Below are 18,627 nucleotides of genomic sequence, written 5' to 3' on the forward strand. Positions count from 1 at the left end.
AGCAGGACATGATATATTTGGATAATGCGGCGACAACTTTTCCTAAGCCGGAAGAAGTTTACCAAACGGTGGACTATGTTCAGCGAAACCTGGCAGTTAATATAGGGCGCGGTAGTTATACGGTAGCAAATGAAGCGATGAAAATTGTGGATGAAACGCGTTTTCTCTTGGCCAAACTTGTCGGCATCGAACATCCAAATAATGTCATATTTACCCCATCTGCCACGATAGCGGCAAATGAAGTCATATATGGTTTGAACTGGGATGAGTTTAAAACAGTTTATATAACCCCTTTTGAACATAACGCGATTGCCAGGCCATTAGAGTTTATACGGAAAAAGTACGGAATTAAAATTTGTATGCTGCCATTTGATTTGCAAAGTCAACAGATTGATTATGAAAAAACATCTGTATTATTTTCGAGCAATCCTCCGGATTATGTGTTCTTAAATCAAGTCAGCAATGTGACTGGCACGGTAATCCCCATAAAGGAGATTTCTGCTATGGCAAAGAAATACGATGCCATAGTCATTGTTGATGGAGCACAATCCGTAGGTTTATTAGATATAAATATGTTGCGGGATGGTATAGATTATTTGATTTTTGCCGGTCATAAGAACATGTATGCTTCATGGGGGGTAGGAGGCTTTATATCCTTGCGAGATCCCAAACTAGTCTCCATTATAACTGGCGGAACAGGTTCTGATTCATTGGATTTAACGATGGGGAATTCTTCTCCGGTTCGTTTTGAACCTGCAAGTCCTAATATCATTGCCTTGGCCAGTTTAAACAGCTCGCTTAAATGGCTGAATCAGACGACTATGGAAAAGATAGGTGAAAAAAAGAAAGAATTAGTGAATATATTAGTCGAAGGTTTAACTGAACGAGGATGCAAAATGTATATGCCCCAAGAACCAGTAGGACATTCGAGTGTTGTATCATTTAATGTTGAGGGTTACACAGCATCAGAAATGGGAAGTATTTTAAACCATGATTTTGATATAGCAGTACGTACAGGATATCATTGCGCTCCTTACATACACAACTTTTTGGGGACGATGGAATATGGAGGAACCGTTAGGGTAAGTGTTGGATATTTTAATAATACGAATGATATAGCAGCGATCCTTAATGCTGTGGATGAACTATAAGGAGGTTTTGCAATAATGAATGGATTTGTCGATTATCTGAATTCAACCAATAATGTTGGCGGTAATTCGACTGGATCACTTGCAGAGACCCAGGTGAAAAGCAGTTATTTCGATATGGTAAAGATTGATCGCAAACTTGGACAGAATATTGCAAATACCATTAAGACAAACAATTATAAATCATTTATTCTTACTGGACATGCTGGCGATGGAAAAACAAGTGTATTAGTCCAGGTGCTAAAAAATTTGAAACTGCTTCGCGACGGAGAAGGCCTGGTCCAGAAAAAGGAATACGATGATTTTTTCTATGTTAAGGATATGAGTGAAATCGCGGAGCAAGAACAAGAAAAGGTCTTGAAACAAGCGCTTGAAGCTCCAAAGAATGGTAAAAGCAGTCTGCTTATCAGTAATACCGGCCCCCTTTTAAACACCTTTTTAAGACTTGCGGAATATAACCGAAGAGTGAATCTGTTAGCTTTTGATGACAAAGAAAAAATGGAGGTCCGGTCCAAACTTTTAATTCAACTGGATACCAATTCGGATGAAATGATGAATCTTGAAGGTTTTGAATTCTACTTAGTGAACATAGCGCGCGTGGACAATGTTAACTTCTCTAAAGATTTATTACAAAAAATACTATCGGATCAACTCTGGAACGAGTGTCAGTCTTGTTCATGTAAAGATAGGTGCCCTATAAAAAACAACGTGGATAGTGTCAAAGCACAACTGGATCGGGTAGCTTCATTTGTTAAGAGTTATTATCGATATCTTTATGAAAATGATAAGCGGATGACCATACGCCAAATGGTTGGTCAGATTGCTTATGCGGTTACCGGCAATCTGACTTGCCAACAGATTTCATCACACTACTTGAAGGAACCTTTTTTCAACTATAACTTTGCCAATCTGTTTTTTGGATATAATGGACTGAATGAAGCGTTATACAGTCCCCAGATTAAGGGTATAGCTCAAATTAATTTATTAGGATTAGACAGAATTTCATTAGATGTGGATTACAGGCTTTTCGTAAATCATGATTATTCTTTCTTCACATCTAATATTGCAGATATACTTGATTCATTGAGAAAAAAACATAGAAAGCATTATCAGGTGGTAGAGAAAGAACAAGCTCTCTCGGTTGCCGAACAAAGTAAAGAAGCCAAAATGCGGCAGGCTATTAGACGCTTCTACTTGGTGTATAGTGCTGACCAGAAGGAAGAAGATGTTTTTAATCAGATTTTTGGACATTTCTATACCTTATATGAAAAGTTGGTTTCGTCAAAGCAACCTCAGTCGGTTTTGAGAAAGATTCAGGCGTTGCTGTTTCAGGCCTTATATATAAAAAATACCGGTTTTTTACCCAATCATACCAATGATTTGCCGCTTACTCTCAGAAGAGAAAATGATGTTTTCCAAAATGTAATGTTAGTATTGGGCGTTGTATCTAAAATGGACCTAGACATTCGGCAGAAGCAGGTAAATAACTGCTTTGAAGATTTTGAGACTAAGCAAGTACTTTATTTACATGTCAAAGATGAGGATTTTGTTCTTACGCTCCCGATGCTTACATACTTTGAAAATATGGTTCAGGGTGCGATTGTATCAGAAAATAATCCTGCGCTTACACATGGTATTGCAAAATTAGATGCCTTGCTTTTGGACAAATTTGGAGATGATTTGCCGGAAAGTAAAGATGACTGTATTTTGCGGATCTTGATAAACACTACACGAGGGCAAGTGATTCGATGCTACGCTTTCAATGGTAGTAAATTAAGTTTTATGCCTTAATTTACCAAGGAGGAATAATGCGCAATATGGAAATGTATCCTGCGAATTATGATAAAACGATGGTTAAATCGCTTCAAAACCGTTTGTTTGGACATAGATTGAAACCAGGACAAACGAAGAACGAGTATATGATTGAATTTCTACAAGTAGCGTTTGCACGAAAAGAGAACTTAAGAACTCAGAAATCCTATGACTGTATGTTCCCTGTTGATGATTCATTTAATGAGGACATTTTAGTATATCATCCTCAAAATCGTATGGGATTGAAACGATTTATTTTTATGCCTAAAAGCAAATTGGATGGAAAGGCAAAAATCGATATCACGGCTTATGATGAATGTATTAGGGAGTTAGAGAAGAGTGTAGAGGGTGGAAATTTAAACGCCAAAAAAAACAGCATTGTAATTGTCCAGAATTTACTGGCCGGTTTCAATGCGGTTAACCAGAATAGAGCTTGGTTTGCTCAGAGCTTGCTGCCTATTTGCCAAGAAGCGATTTTGCCTGAAAGCTTAGGGGTAAAATCTTTGCGTAAATTGAGTTTTCAACTTTGTGATGCTGATATTGATTACAAATTTGAATTTAACAAATACACTTATATGTGTCGAGGCGGTGAGATTTATTATCTGCACCTTTTATGCGCAATTAATCAGTATCCGGAGTATGCTCCCATAATAGATAGAAGACTTAGTAAATTGGTTGGTAGTTTTCCGCAGTTTACTTATCTGTGTAATTTCGTACAGGAAACTTGGGACAACTACATTCAGGTTCCATTTGAAGAGAAAGAAAAACGCGAACTATCTAAAAGACTTGGTGCGATTCCGGTATCATTTTCAAAAAGAAACCAATATACACTCTCTGAATTGAAAGAATTTTTGAATAGTAAATCTCATCCTTTCGAAAAGATGGAGATATTTTCAACTGGGATAATTCTTCAAATGCTGCGAATGATGTACATTGCGGCAGCTACTGACACAGAAAGTAACTGCTGGGTAATTGATGTGAATTGTAAGGAATACGAAAGCTTAGAGACAAAGAAGGCGGCAATCCTTGCTTTTAATCATAATGAAGAGGTAATTTGTAAATATCTTTATAGAGGGCTTGATGAACTTCGGAGTGAATTAAATATTTCTGATGACCAAGATGACGTTGATAAAGCTGCAAATGATTCGTATCGATTGTTTAGAAAGTTAGGAAAAGCCATTGGAATCATTATTCCAAGCACGGGGCCGGGAATGCGCTTCACCCTATCCGAGGATGTTATCAAATTTTTAGTTCTTTCTATTATTCCGGCACGTAAAATGGATACGTTGGATGATTTCATTGAGCATTTATATCAACATTTTGGAATGGTAATTGCGCCGGAGCAATACCGCAGAGAAATGGAAAAGGGATCTGTAAAGAGACTTGGAGACGTATCATTTCTTGAAGAAAATAAGAAGGCTTTTGCTCAAAAATTAAAGGATTGTGGGTTTCTGAGAGATTTATCTGATGCGACAGCAATAGTGGAGAACCCGTATGAAAGTGAGGGCGAATGATGAAGCAACTAGTGAATGCGTTGTATCAGAATATTGTTAATCAAATTCAACCATTTAAATCCAATATTGTTCGTATTGAAGGAATTAATAATCCAATCATATATCAGTGTGTTTGTGAAAAAATCCAGAGAGAGTATGGGATTGAGGAGTTTATAGCGAAACTCACGCGTGAGAAATATAAGGAATTTAAGGAGGCAAATCACCCGGAGTGGAACCAAGCATTGAATTATTTGCACAAGGGGAAAAATAATACCTACTCGGAAAGTTATTCCATAGGGTATGCGGAAGATAGTTTTGTCGATTTTAATAACGCAATCACCAGATGGCGTAATGAGTCTGCTAATCAAATTTCCTCGCGAACATCATTGATCTTACTAATGGGCACGGAGGCGGCCCAGGACACCGGGGGGCTTGCAGACACATCCTTTGTGATATCTCCGAAGAGTATGATTGCAACCTTAAGCAGGGACTACAGTGTATGGTTTTCAGATATCATCAGGACCAATGATATACATGAAGATTATAAGAAGCCAATACATGCTTTGTATAAAGCTTTGTTTACTCAGATAAGCACAGATATTTTTAAACTAAGCGATTTTATTGACGGATTACAAGAATTGACATTCGATTCCATCCAGGAATTGGTTTCACATATATGTGAGACGCTGAATGTGACCTGGGGAATTCCAAGTATCGTTGATAAAAAAGCTGTTCCGAAAGTTAGTATTTTGAATAAGGGAGCATCAGATGGTGCGAAGATAATTACAAGTGCCGCTAAATTTATTGAACGAAGTGATGATATTCCTTCAAAAAAATTCCTTGAAAGATTGCAGCTAAAGTTTAAAAAATATGCGGAAAGGCATAACATCGATACAACTGCATCATTTCCGGAAGAAAATCCAGTTTTCCGGGATTATGAAGAATTTGAAAAGGCAGTTACAGATTTTATGCGGGGGATTGATTTAGATGTCAATCGGTCTAAACTGTTAGAAGTAGATTATTCGATAATTCACGAGATAGTGGGAACCTCTCTACCGAAATTGCCCAAAGAAAAAATTCAGACTTATTCAGGATCGCCGGTTGAAGTATATTCCAGAATATTTCTGGATGTTATAAAAGGTTTTTATAGCGCAAATTCCGCTTATCCAACTCAGATTTCTATATATGTGGATAAAATATCTCTGTCTGATTGCCCAGATGATCAAAAAGAGGAACGCCCGGATGATCAGAAAGAGGATTCCTTTTTGCATGTTTGCAATTTTGTTGGAGGGATTCTGCATTTTTTTAATGAGCTGGCTATCGATATTGATGGGCAACTGATGGAGTTTAAGTATTCTGATGTTAATTGCGAAGATCCTTTTGATTTTGCCAACTATGATAAGGTAAAAGATAAGATCAAAAGTACCGGCAAATGGGGCAACCCTTCTAAAGTACAATTTATAGTTACAGCAACAAACGATGAAAATTTATATAAGTGTGAATATAGATGGGCCTTTTCCCCATACAGTCCGTGGCTCAATGCGTTTAGCTATTTGGCCGATATTTTTGTTAATCCTGATGGGGCGTCATATATTTTACCGACGCTGGTTGCGTGCTCGAATATACAGGAATATCTGGACTGCGAAAGTGAAGATGAATTTTATGCTCATCTTCAGAAATTCCGTGGAGTTGAGTTGTTTGACGAACATAAAAATAAAATAAGAGAATGTTTTGAAAACTCTCTGACAGGTCTTTTTGACCTTGTATGTAATGATTTCAAAGACTTTACACTAACCCTTACGCAGCATGGGTTTTATAATGCGGGAAATAAACTGCGTGCATTAGTACAGTCATATACCAATCTAATGAAATCAGTTCATGATCATTACTCTTCTTTCACCGATGATCAGAAGGAAAACATTAATTTGCTGATCAATATTTTTGTGATTACATCCAATACTGCGGTCTTGAGCAACAGTGATATGTGTGATGTCATAGTTCCTGCGTATAATCCGGTAATGTTGGAGAAAATGGATGCACAGCAATTATTTCTCCGCAGAGGCTTTAACGAACTTTTGGACAATCTGATGTCAGAAGAATACTCGGAGTCTGTGCTAAAATCTAAATTTGCAAATTTAGTTCAGTTATCGTCCATAACCCAGGCAACGGATTCGATCATAAAAAAGGCAGATGAATACTTAGTATGCCAAAATATGTGGGAATATTTTGGGGTATATTACGGAATAAATAACAGCAACGACATTTTGGAAGGAACGGCTTTTGGCCCTTCAATGGTTGCCGATGATGAAGACGCTTCAGCCATGCTGCGGAGTACCCCGAAGTCCAATATCATTGTAAGAAATGTTTTGGATTATATACGAACATTTCCGGCAAGGGTAGATGGCCTCAAGATTGCCTTTATTGCTCCGACGGATATGCAGCATATAGTTTCGGCAGTCCATTCAATTGCAAAGATTTTGGACAATGAATATTTTCCCGCGACTATAAACATAAAGCTGATTTGTTTGAACAGCAAGAAGAATTCTGCGGCTTATTTGAGGAGATGGCTTGACAGTTACTTCAGCGATGACCGCTCCGTAAAAGTTAATACGTATCTGTACAATAGCACAGTTTGTTCGAAGGCGGATGTGGAGGGGATGAAAGAAGTACTAAAGAACCATGATTTATGCTTTACCTATAACATTTTGCAATCGACACGAGTTCAGTTTGACTTAGGTACAGATGAAGACATCGATATTAATTATGAGAAATTCCCGATGACGTTTACACCGGATACCATCCCTGCGACACATGGCAGAAAGCGCAGGGTGAATATTTCCCAGTTCCAATTTCTTGCTGCAAAACAGCATACGCAGGCTAGTCATATTGCGGGGCATCCGCATAGTCTGGATGGGACATATCGCATATACAGGACGTTGGAATTAACTGAAATACAAGAAGCAATTATTGAGGTTGCACATGGGAGCTGCAAATGGGTTGTGTGTGTAGACCAGGCAATTGACCGGCATATACTGGAGAACTCGAACAGTAAGATTATTGGTTTTACTACCGGAGAGGGAAGATACGGTGAACTAAATGTTACCGTGTCGGCCAGAAAAGATATTCTGACAGATATAAAACAGATGCTGCGCCATAGAATCACAGAAAAATTCTCGAATTGGGATAAGGATAGACTTCAAAAAGCAGTAAATTATTGTGTCGATGAGTTATCTCAATACATGGATGGAAGCAGAATACTGAAAGCGCTCAATCCATATGATTATGAAATACACAGTTTTCTGGCATATATTCTTACGTTGCAAATGTTGGGTCTTACCAAAAAGGATAATAATTATATTCTCCGCGCTTTGATCAGTTTAGACTCTTATAAACATTGGTTTGCGGAAGACGATGAGGTGAGTAATGATAATAAGAGACCAGACTTTATGCTGATTGAGATTCCATACACTCCCAATAATGTTGCTGTAGGTGAAAAACTACAGATCAAGGCAAAAATTATTGAGTGCAAGATGGGATATAAAAATGAAAGCCTTATTGCGAGGGCAAAGCTGCAACTTGAAAAAGGCCTAAGGACCATGAGCATGAATTGGCGGCCTAACGCAGAAGGGGTTATGCACAGATATTGGTTAAACCAACTTTACCGTGCAATAATTTTCTCACCTCTTAATTTGAGTGATACCAGTAGCGCAAATAACGAGTATAATATTGTCCGCGAAAAGATATATGGTATTCTAAATGGTGAATATATGATAGATTGGACAGGAGATATTTTTGCTTTTTGGCTTGACGACAACAATGATACACCTGATGAATATGAAATACATTCGACACTGCCTTCTGAGCTTGCATCACAGAATGTATTAATTGGAAGTATGGTTTGCCATAACTGCGGCCAAATGTTTATTCAGAAGATGTTATTACCGGCCGAAGACCGTACGAGCGCCTTTGCCTATAATGATATTGCGACAATAGAAACGGATGAAGAAGAGGAAGAGACAGAACAAGAAATGGAATTAATCACTGCGGAGGGGCTTACGATTCCGAAAACCAAGGATGTGTATATTCCATTTTTAATACATTTGGCTGATTTGAACGAGCATGCAAGACAGGAGAGCCTTCTGTGGTTTAAGGATCACTTTCATATATCAGAAAGGGATTGCAGAATTGTGTATGAGAGCAATGGCCATTTGAAGTGGGAGACCGTGTTAGACTTTGCCATAACTGAATTGAGAAAGGCAAAATTGTTGGAAAATAGTTCGGTCGGTAATTTTCATATTACGGATCTCGGGAAAAAAACTGTAGAATTGCTAAACAATGATAACGAAAATCTTGATTTTTTTGAAATAATCGATTTGGCCTCTCAATCTAATGTTGAGAATGTTAACCCTGTAGCGCCAGATAGTGAGGATTCTTCTTTAGAAGTTGACGAAGCCACCTTAACGGGAGTGAATAATTTGGAAGATATTAGAGTTTTACTTGGAAAGGATAAGAGAAATATGCCGGTATATTGGGAATTTGGCCATAATAAATTGGCGAATCGACATATTTTGATTACGGGAACATCCGGCCAAGGTAAGACATACGCGATCCAAGCTATGATTTTAGAACTTGCCGAACAGAATATATCCAGTGTTGTATTTGATTATACCGATGGATTTCTGCCGGGAAAACTGGAACCTGAATTCGAAAAGAAACTCGAAGGGAAAATAACGCAGGAAGTGGCGATTGTGAACCGGATACCCGTTAATCCTTTTCGATTACAGCAGATTGATATCCCGCCGTTCGGAAGCGTACCAGAAAAGTCAACTACAGTGGCCGGACGTATTTCAGATATATTGAAACACGTGTATTCTTTTGGCGATCAGCAAGCGGCAAGTATCTATACCGCATGTAAGCAGGGAATAGACCAATATGGAACTGGAATGGACTTTGCTAAATTGAGAAATCTTCTCCAAGAAACGGGATCTGCGCAGGCTAAGAGTGTTCTTTCCAAGATGGCCCAATTCTTCGACATGGATTTATTTGATTCGGCAAGAGAATTTAATTGGAAGGATGTTACGCAGGGGGACGGAAAAGTTACAATTATTCAGTTGACAGGGCTGGATAGAGAACTTCAAACGGTCGTCACAGAAATTATGATGTGGGATGCCTGGTATAGTCTTACGAAGTTCGGCAATAAAAATTTGCCTTTTGTTGTGGTTCTCGATGAAGCTCAGAATCTTTCTTTTAAAGAAAAATCACCCGCTGAAAAGATACTTCGGGAAGGCCGCAAATATGGCTGGTCGGCGTGGTTTGCTACCCAGTTCTTAAAAGGAGCATTAGATTCTGGAGAAATATCAAATCTTCAGCAGGCGGCTGAGCGACTCTACTTTAAACCTACGGGTGAGGAGATGAGCTATATTGCCGATCAAATTGCAGATAATAAATCGGAAACAGCAGAATGGCAGAATGTGATAAAGGGAATCCAAAAAGGTCAATGTGTTGTGCAGGGAGACCGTATTAAGCAGAACGGGCAGTTCGGCGCAGTAAGGCCAACTTTGATCAATGTGAGTAGTTTCAAAGAGAGGATCTAATCTATGTTAAGTAATCAACAGCAGGAGAGTAAACGAGTAATCAATCGTTCGCAATTAAAGTTTCATGAGACATTTCAGCCTGAAACCGGTTATATTTCGAAAATTCTGGAACTTGCTTCTAAAAGCTATCAGGGAAGCAAGTTCGAGATAAGTGAAATAACCGGGATTCCTACCGGAAACCTAAAAGGAAAAGTGGAACCCAATATCAAATATGCAGCTTACATGAATTTGATTACATATGAGGTTGTAAAGGGAATCTATATGTTATCTCTTACGGACATGGGGAAGGAAGTATTCGAACAAGATCGATATTTACAAGATCACCTCACAAAATGGATTTGTCATTACGGTATCACACAAAGATTTTCAGGGGCGATACAGTGGGCCTATCTTGTGAACGAGGCCCATACTGGCTATATTCAAGGAATCTCGCAGGAGCGTCTATTAAATCAGGCGGTTAAATTTTGGGGTGTAGATATAACCTTCGAAGAAGCTTTCGGCGTAGTAAAAAGAAGCTATTTAGATGGTATTTTTGCTGACCTGGAATATTTTTATGTGGATGATGTGTCTGGCGAATTTAAATTTAATGAAATTCAGGATAAAGAGGAATTGCTGTTTGTGTATGCATATGCAATTTTAAATAGTTGGAAGTTGTGCTATCCGAATAGTATGGAAATTACAATGATTCAATTAATGAATGAGCTGTCATTTGGAAAAGTGTTTGGTCTGAATGATGATTCTGTCCATGAAGTTCTTGAGGATTTGTGTAATGAGGGAATTTTATCCGTAAATCGTCAGCTCTTTCCTGCAACTATCATGCGTTCCGCGACAGTCGCAGGGATATTGCCACTGTTGTATAGCAGGCTATTGTAATATTGGAGTAGTATGAGGAGGGGCATATGAAAGTATGTGATATCGTACATTTTAGTAATGAACGTTGCTTTAATGGGGCTGTGCAAACGGAGTGGTTTTATGATCAGGAAAGAGTGGAGGCCGTGGCAGAGAGCTATGTCTTCCATGGACCCAAATATTTTGGCGTGTCTGAGGTAGACGTGGATCTTAACGGTCATAAATTGGTAGATACGGCATCTTTTGCGCTAAATCTTGCAATGAAGCTCTATAAGACAAAACCCAATAATAATTTTATTATGACAATAGCAGGATACGGCGCCGGCAAATCTCATCTTGCGGTTAGTTTAGCAGGGTTATTTTCAGGAGACAAAGATCTGTCCGATCTGGTCCTTAATAAAATCAGGATAGCAGATAAAAATATTGCAGAGAAAATCTGCCAGGTTAATACAAAAAAGAATTTGGTTATTGTACTCAATGGTATGAATAATTTCAATCTTGATTCTGAGATACTAAAATGTGTCAGAGTGACATTATCACAAAACGGCATGACGGATGAAGTCTTAAGGTCGCTTACCAAGTCGTATGATATTGCCCGGCAATTTGTAGAAAAGGCATTTTCAAAGAATCAGTCTCAATTTGAATCTTATGCTGCAGAGTCTGGTCTTAATTTTAAAGGCGATGATTTACGGGGTTATCTGATGTCAAACATAGAGTCTGATAATCGAACCATAACGGTTGTAAATACTATGTATAAAGAAATAACGGGCGATTCGATCAGGTGGGATCGTGGACTGTCCGCTGGAGACATCCTGACAGAGGTATGCACAAAACTGTGCGGAGAGAATAAGCCATTTAATAAAATTCTTATTTTGTTTGATGAATTCGGTCGTTTTATTGAGTATGCTGCTACAAATCCTGATGTAGCGGGAGAGGCAGCTTTGCAGCAGATATTCGAGGCGGTTCAATCTGCAGATGGTAAAATAATTTTCTCTGGTTTTGTACAGAACGAATTGGAGGCTTATTTGTCCAGAGTAGGAAAAACTTCTAATGTCATTCGATATGTAGGACGTTATAAGGCCAGTGAGGCTTTGTATCTGTCATCCAATTTTGAAACCATTTTAGCCAATCTGCTTCAAAAGACAAGCGAAGTGGTTTACTCACGTGCAATAGGTAATGCGCTCAACAAATATGGGAACTACTATGATAAAATTGAGAGCGCACTTATCCGTTGGGATCGGTCTAAGCGGAAGAGAGATGTTTGGGTAAACAGAGAATTATATAAAACCGTTATTCTGCAGGGCTGCTATCCATTACATCCAATTACGGTATGGTTGTTGTCCGATATGCATAGCTGGATGCAGCAGCGCTCAGCAATTTCTTTTGCTGCTGAAATGGTTGAAAGAATATCGCAAGTGGAGATTGAAGGAACATGGCTTCCGTATATTTATCCTATAGATATTATAGATTCAGGTATCTATAAGGAAATGCTGAGTTCTGAAGAAAAAGGTTTGGTTCAGAGTCAGTACTGTATGCTTTACCAAGATATTATAGTAAAAGTAGGAGATAAGCTTGGGGAAAATGAGCGAAAAGCATTAAAATCAATTCTTGTGGTTAACATCGGACATTTCGTTTTACTGAGCCGTGATGAAGTGATGTTAGCCTTACGTTATTGTTCAGATTTAAAAGAGAATGAATTAATAACGGCGCTCAAAAGACTTGAAAATATGTACGGTATCATTGCCTATGATGAAAATACAAATAAATTCGATATGCTCGCAGAGGCAAACGGTATATATGAGTTTAAGAGAATATATGCCAGATATAAAATGATGGCGAAGCCCGCTTCTATTGAGGACTGTGAGGATGCTCTAAAAAAAAGACTTGAGTTAAACTTAGATATTGAAACGGCTTTTGCGCAACAGCACCATATATCCTCCACGGAATGGAAATTTAAAAAGAAACTGATGGATTCCGCGGATATAACGGATACTTTGTTAATGCATGAGTTAAGAGAACTTGATATGGATTATAGTGGAGAAGGTTATAGAGGAGAAGTCATATTTGCTTATTGTTCGAAAGATTCCGATCGAGAAATCATAAGGTTAAGTGAACTTCACAAGCATCTTGGTATTTCTAATTATCCGTTACTTATCACGTTCCTGGATGATCACGTTGGAAAAATAGTATCGGGGCTAACTTTAAAAAATGTGCTCAACCGTTTCTCAACAGCAGACGCGGAACGTTTTCAAAAACACATTACTTTGCAACATAAGTCTGTAGATGAAGATATTGTTAATACTTTCAAATCGCTCGTGCGAGACAGATTATTTATTGTGGATGAAGGCCTAAGACAATATCAGATGCGTTTGAGTCCGTTGTGCACATCAAAATTTGAAGAAATATATTATCAGGCGCCTGCCTTCATGTTTGATGGTTTCGAAAACAAGTCGCCAGTTGCGGCCCGTCGATATCTGGCTAATATATGTACCAAAATGTTTGATAGAACATTGATGAATATTCAGAGTTATAATGCTTTATCTACCGATGAAAAAAATCGAATTAAAGCATGTTTGGCGGTGAATGGTACAACCTCGTGGCAGGTATTCGATAACACCTGTACTTTTATCAAGCCGAATAATACACAGATGCTGCATATTTTTAACCTTGTAGAAGAGACCTTAAAGGATGACGAAGCCCTTAGCGTTACACAATTGTTCGGTCGCTTCACAAAAGCGCCTTATGGTATGAATGTTAATGCGATTGCATTATTTACGTTTTACTTTATTGCCTATCAGGATAAAAATATACGATGTTACTTTGGCAGTGAGAGACTTCAGCCTGCGCATCTTAGTAGCAATATATTTAAAAACCTTAAATTGCAGCCGAAGGAATTTTTAAAGATTCGGCTTCAGAAAAATAAGCAAGTAAATGTTGATCCGATACAGGAACTGTGCAAGGAGATTATGGGATGCACTTTAGTGGAGGATTGTCAGAATTATAAGAAAAAACTAGAAGATTTGCTCGCACAAGAAGGGGATAGTCAGTCTGACAAAGTGATAATTGCGTCTGCGTCAACACGTCTTGATGAGGGCATTAAGTTAAGAGCTGAAATTTATGACAAGTTGAATAAAGGACAGGATATCCTTGATAGTGTAAAAAAGAGCTTCAGGATTTATCAGTTTGTCAATGTATTTGAATGCTATGTAGATACAAATATACCGATTTCCAATTCTTTACCTTTTACATATAGCGATAATTATAAAGAAAAAATGGAGAAACTCAAAAATGAAGCGAATGAACTTTTGAACAAAAAAGGGATTGTAGCCATCAATAAATTAACTTGTGATATAACGCAATTATCTCAATTTAAAGAGAGGAGTAGAAGAACAGCTCAAAAATTCCGAAACCAGGGATACGAAAAATATGCGTGTGCCATTGAATCTCGTGCACTTGAATTAGAGGAGGAACTGCTTGCAAAGAATAAATATGAAGCCACATTTGTTGAGTTATATAAAGATATTGCTATGATATCGGACGCAAGCGCTATGGGTTATTCTACCTGTAGTACAGCGCTTGAAAAAATGAAAGGCTGGGAGCGTTTCTTCTTAAATATTACAGATATGCCGGAAACTCTTTTAAAAGAGCACGAGGCGAAGGTAAAAAATGCAATCACTATATTGACCAAACGTCTTGATGATATTTCGTTTAGCTTCCGGGATGTCCTAAATAAAGTTTCTCTGATACAGAGTTTGCCAGAACTGATTCAATATCGTGATAAACTTTCGGCAATATTAGAACTTGGCCTTAAAGAGGAAGATGTTTCTTCCGTAAATGAAACTTTAAACCAGATTGCAGCTGCAAAATCAATAATTGAAAAAATGCCTGAGAACATTGATGATTTGAAAAATTATCAAAAAACGTTACACGCAGATGACTTAGGAAAGTGCAATTTGGCAGTAACTACAGAACTCGACATGAAACTGGCCGATTTAGTTAAGCAACAGACGGATTGGATTTCGCGCTATATTTTACCGATAGAAAATAGTATTGATAGCATGAGTGCAATAGACTGTTCAAATTGGCTGGACCGAACGCAGGAATTACCGGTGTACTTGGATGCTTCCTCTTTGAATCGATATAATGATGTATCTTTCAAAGTTGAAGCTCAATTGCACAAGAGCCGTGTGCAGGGGGTATTTATCTTGTTTCATAAGCTTAATGATGAAGAAAAAGTAGAGTTCTTAAAAATGATATCAGCGGATAAATAAAGTGATTACAGATCTTCGATTGCGATCCAGCTGCCGAAAACGGCCGTGTAAAATGTGATAATTGGGAATTCGGAAAGAGAGTGGATATTTGTAATGGGAGAAGCACATCAGCAGAGAAGATGGGAGCGGGAAGAAGTTATTATTCTTGTAGTAGGATATTTTAGCACTAAATATCTTTCGGCAGAAGAGATTACGGCTTCCCACTGGACCATTAGTAATTTTTTAAGGAAACGTGAAGAAATGATCACTGGTGAAATGGTTTCTGACATTTTCAGAGATTTTGCAGGAATTCACATGCAATCAGGTAGAATCCGGAGTTTGGATCCGGATATAAAGTACTCTGGTATGCAGGCAACAAAACTTCAGAAAGAAATTGTTCAGGAATATTTGGAGAATCCTCAGAAAATTATTAATGAGGCAGAACAGATATATATAAAATATGCGAATGATTTGGGGCTTTGCTAGTTGTACCATGAGGGGACACAAGGATAAGTGGGGCGATAAATGACGCAACTCTTAAGAATATGTTTGTTACGATCAATTTATCAATTCCAGTAGACTGCCAGGAATTTGCAGCAATATACTAATTATATCACATTAGGTTTGAAAAGAAGTCGGATATGTTACCTGCTGATTTAAAGTCTTAGAGTTAATAAGGAATCACTGTTGGAATGTTTCTGGAAATGGGTTGAATAATCCAACCACTGGAAGGAAGCATACTACAAAAAGCAGACCTATGATGAGTGTTATAAATACCTGTGTAAAGAAACTTCCGAAATGTCAATCTCAGTAAAAATCATAAAACTTATTAGAGACGATCAATACAGCTGCAAGGAGTGAGACAATTGGATTATAAGGAAATTATACAGAAAACTGGAATATGACTTTATCAAGACCAATGAGCATCTTGGCAAGCATGTGATTCTCCTGGGACTCGCAGGCAGTTATTCTTATGATACCAATATTTAAACGAGCGATATTGATATCAGAGGAATAACATTGAATCAGAAAGCTGATCTGATTGGGCTTTCACACTTCGAACAGTATGTGGATGAAAGTACTGATACGGTGATTTATGCGTTTCAGAAAATAGTTACACTTCTGATAAGCTGTAACCCTAATACCATTGAAAAATATTAGGTCTAAATCCGGAGCACTATCTTTATTTGAACGATATAGGCCGGATGCTGTTGGATAATAGAAGGCTATTTCTTTCAAGACGTGCGATCAATTCTTTTGGCGGATATGCGGATGCACAGCTTAGAAGGCTGCAGAATGCTCTTGCCAGAGAATCTTTTCCACAAAGTGAAAAAGAACAGCATATTTTCAATTCTGTAACGAATGCGATGCATGAATTTAACAATCGTTATAATCATTTTGAAAGTGGCAGTATAGAGATATTTATTGACACTGCCGAGAATCCGGAACTTGAAACGGAAATATTTGTGAATGCTAATATGACACATTATCCTCTTCGGGACTATTCCAGCATGTGGAATACGATGGCAAATGTTGTTCGGGACTATGAGAAGATTGGAAAGCGTAATAAAAAGAAGGATGATCAGCATTTGAATAAACATGCTATGCATTTGATCAGGTTATTTATAATGGCAATAGATATTTTGGAGAGGGGCGAGATCATTACTTATCGGGAGAAAGAGCATGACCTTCTGATGGATATTCGCTTGGGAAAATTCCAGAAGGGAGATGGAACATTCCATGAAAGTTTCTATGAGATGCTGTCAGATTATGAAAAGAAATTGCATTATGCTGCAAAGAATACAGACTTACCGGAGGAACCAGATCTATCAAAGGTTCAGGAACTGGTGATGACGATAAATGAAAGAGTGATTCGTGATGAGATATAAGGACTTCGAAGGATCAGTGGAAGAGCTGGTTCTTCTTAAGATAAGAGAGATTGAGGAAAAAGAGCATATCATTGTTTTACATGTGATTGAATCTGGTAGTAGAGCGTGGGGCTTTGCATCACCGGACAGCGATTACGATGTGAGATTTATTTATATGAGAGATCAGGACTTTTATCTGTCCCTAAGAAATACTAAAGATTATATCGATTGGGAATTAAACGAGGTGCTTGATATAAACGGATGGGATCTGAAAAAAGCATTACAGCATTTTCATAAATCTAGTGCCACATTATTTGAGTGGAGCAATTCACCGGTAGTGTATTACACCACTGATGTATGGAAGAAAATATACAGCGATGTGGCTTGGAAATACTTCTCATGCAAGTCAGCACTGTATCATTATTACGGTACTGCCAACAAGAATTATCATGAGTATCTGAAGGATGATATGGTGAAGTATAAGAAATATTTTTATTTGCTGCGCCCTCTCCTGGCTTGTAAGTGGATAGAGGAGAAAAGGCCCTCCGCCGGTACTGTTTGATGAATTAGTTAATTCAGTGTTGGAAAATCATATGAAGGCAGCAGTGGATGATCTTTTGACTAAGAAGGTTAAAATGTCTGAGGCGGACCAGGCCCCCAAGATTGAAGTGATTAATCGGTACATTCAGGAAAAACTGACGTATTATAAGGCACTCGTTGAAGCCATGGCAGACGACAGGAACCCAGACTGGGAACCTCTGGAGATGGAATTCAGAAAACTAGTAAAAGGTAATGGATACATAGATTAAGAGGATCATTTATTATGGTAGAAATCTCAAAACAGGACTGGAAATTGTATCGGGAGAGAGTTCCGCAGTGGCAGGAGCATTACATGGAGCAGCTGACAAAGGAATATATTGATTTGCTAAGCTCTCCGGGAAACGCCTCTGATCATTTCTGGGAGCTTGAGAAGAGAATAAAACAGGGATCTGATTGATGCGGTAAAGCTGATCCTAAGCAGGAAGATGTAGTTTATGCGATTAAATATTTTGTTTGTTGTGACCGACATAGAGCAGTCGAACGTATTTAATCAGGAAACTTTGGTTTGATGATTTTAAATGATTATATATTGTAAGAAGAAGCAAATTGGCGGTATTCTTAATTGCACAGGTGAGGTTAAAAAGTAGATGAATATACAGATTTTCGGTACAAAGAAGTGCAATGATACAAAAAAGGCGGAGCGTTTCTTCAAGGAGCGCGGCATCAAGTATCAATATATCGATATGAAAGAAAAGGGCATGAGCAAAGGAGAGTTTACTTCCGTTGCTCAGGCTAATGGCGGAATAGAAAAAATGATTAACTGGGAAGGCAGGGACCAGGATACGCTCGCGTTGATCAAGTACATTGCCGATGAGGATAAGCTGGAGAAGATTCTGGAGAATCCTCAAGTGATCAGGACACCGGTTGTTAGAAACGGAAAGCAGTCTACGCTAGGCTATCGGCCGGAAGTGTGGAAGGGATGGAGCTAATCAGGAAGTCTTTTGGCCTCAGTAAAGCCATTAGAAAATCTTGCGTATTCCGGCAGGGACGAAGCTGTAATAAGAGGCCGCGGG

The 18,627-nt window shown here is 38.3% G+C and carries 9 protein-coding genes and 2 pseudogenes; all 11 read left to right on the forward strand.

Translation table 11 applies throughout. The annotated features are described in order from the left end of the window. Positions 1-8 precede the first annotated feature (8 nt). The gene (locus KTH90_RS23035) at positions 9-1,151 is read left to right on the forward strand and encodes an aminotransferase class V-fold PLP-dependent enzyme (RefSeq protein ID WP_158350929.1); all 1,143 of its coding nucleotides are present in this window, start codon (positions 9-11) and stop codon (positions 1,149-1,151) included. A 15-nt stretch (positions 1,152-1,166) separates the two neighbouring features. Beyond that, positions 1,167-2,939 (forward strand): hypothetical protein, encoded by a 1,773-nt coding sequence (locus KTH90_RS23040; protein ID WP_158350931.1) that lies wholly within the window; start codon positions 1,167-1,169, stop codon positions 2,937-2,939. Positions 2,940-2,956: 17 nt separating this feature from the next. Continuing rightward, positions 2,957-4,474: a hypothetical protein gene (locus tag KTH90_RS23045; protein WP_158350933.1), complete on the forward strand. Its 1,518-nt coding sequence runs from the start codon at positions 2,957-2,959 to the stop codon at positions 4,472-4,474. After that, entirely contained in the window at positions 4,471-10,047 is a 5,577-nt protein-coding gene (locus tag KTH90_RS23050; protein WP_238727528.1) for a helicase HerA domain-containing protein, read from the forward strand. The genes KTH90_RS23045 and KTH90_RS23050 overlap by 4 nt, the downstream gene beginning before the upstream one ends. 3 nt (positions 10,048-10,050) lie before the next feature. Beyond that, positions 10,051-10,920, forward strand: coding sequence for a DUF4007 family protein (locus KTH90_RS23055; protein ID WP_158350937.1), 870 nt, complete (start codon positions 10,051-10,053; stop codon positions 10,918-10,920). Positions 10,921-10,946: 26 nt separating this feature from the next. Continuing rightward, positions 10,947-15,167, forward strand: coding sequence for a hypothetical protein (locus KTH90_RS23060; protein ID WP_158350939.1), 4,221 nt, complete (start codon positions 10,947-10,949; stop codon positions 15,165-15,167). Positions 15,168-15,260: 93 nt separating this feature from the next. Next, positions 15,261-15,632, forward strand: a complete 372-nt coding sequence (locus KTH90_RS23065; protein ID WP_158350941.1) for a hypothetical protein — start codon at positions 15,261-15,263, stop codon at positions 15,630-15,632. Positions 15,633-16,016: 384 nt separating this feature from the next. Next, a pseudogene (locus KTH90_RS23070) lies at positions 16,017-17,035 on the forward strand (nucleotidyltransferase domain-containing protein). Beyond that, positions 17,025-17,823: pseudogene (locus KTH90_RS23075) on the forward strand (nucleotidyltransferase domain-containing protein). Before KTH90_RS23070 ends, KTH90_RS23075 begins: the two co-directional pseudogenes overlap by 11 nt. Before the next feature lie 14 nt (positions 17,824-17,837). Beyond that, entirely contained in the window at positions 17,838-18,011 is a 174-nt protein-coding gene (locus KTH90_RS23080; protein WP_238727529.1) for a hypothetical protein, read from the forward strand. 190 nt (positions 18,012-18,201) lie between these two features. Further along, positions 18,202-18,543, forward strand: a complete 342-nt coding sequence (locus KTH90_RS23085; RefSeq protein ID WP_158350943.1) for an arsenate reductase family protein — start codon at positions 18,202-18,204, stop codon at positions 18,541-18,543. Positions 18,544-18,627 lie beyond the last annotated feature (84 nt).

Source organism: Diplocloster modestus (genome assembly GCF_019042245.1).
Taxonomy (GTDB): Bacteria; Bacillota; Clostridia; order Lachnospirales; family Lachnospiraceae; genus Diplocloster; species Diplocloster modestus.

Excerpts from the sequence above, each read along its gene's own strand:
- KTH90_RS23055 (WP_158350937.1), top strand. The coding sequence starts at position 10,051 with ATGTTAAGTAATCAACAGCAGGAGAGTAAACGAGTAATCAATCGTTCG.
- KTH90_RS23035 (WP_158350929.1), top strand. The coding sequence starts at position 9 with ATGATATATTTGGATAATGCGGCGACAACTTTTCCTAAGCCGGAAGAA.
- KTH90_RS23040 (WP_158350931.1), top strand. The coding sequence starts at position 1,167 with ATGAATGGATTTGTCGATTATCTGAATTCAACCAATAATGTTGGCGGT.
- KTH90_RS23065 (WP_158350941.1), top strand. The coding sequence starts at position 15,261 with ATGGGAGAAGCACATCAGCAGAGAAGATGGGAGCGGGAAGAAGTTATT.
- KTH90_RS23060 (WP_158350939.1), top strand. The coding sequence starts at position 10,947 with ATGAAAGTATGTGATATCGTACATTTTAGTAATGAACGTTGCTTTAAT.
- KTH90_RS23045 (WP_158350933.1), top strand. The coding sequence starts at position 2,957 with ATGCGCAATATGGAAATGTATCCTGCGAATTATGATAAAACGATGGTT.
- KTH90_RS23085 (WP_158350943.1), top strand. The coding sequence starts at position 18,202 with ATGAATATACAGATTTTCGGTACAAAGAAGTGCAATGATACAAAAAAG.
- KTH90_RS23050 (WP_238727528.1), top strand. The coding sequence starts at position 4,471 with ATGATGAAGCAACTAGTGAATGCGTTGTATCAGAATATTGTTAATCAA.
- KTH90_RS23080 (WP_238727529.1), top strand. The coding sequence starts at position 17,838 with ATGGTAGAAATCTCAAAACAGGACTGGAAATTGTATCGGGAGAGAGTT.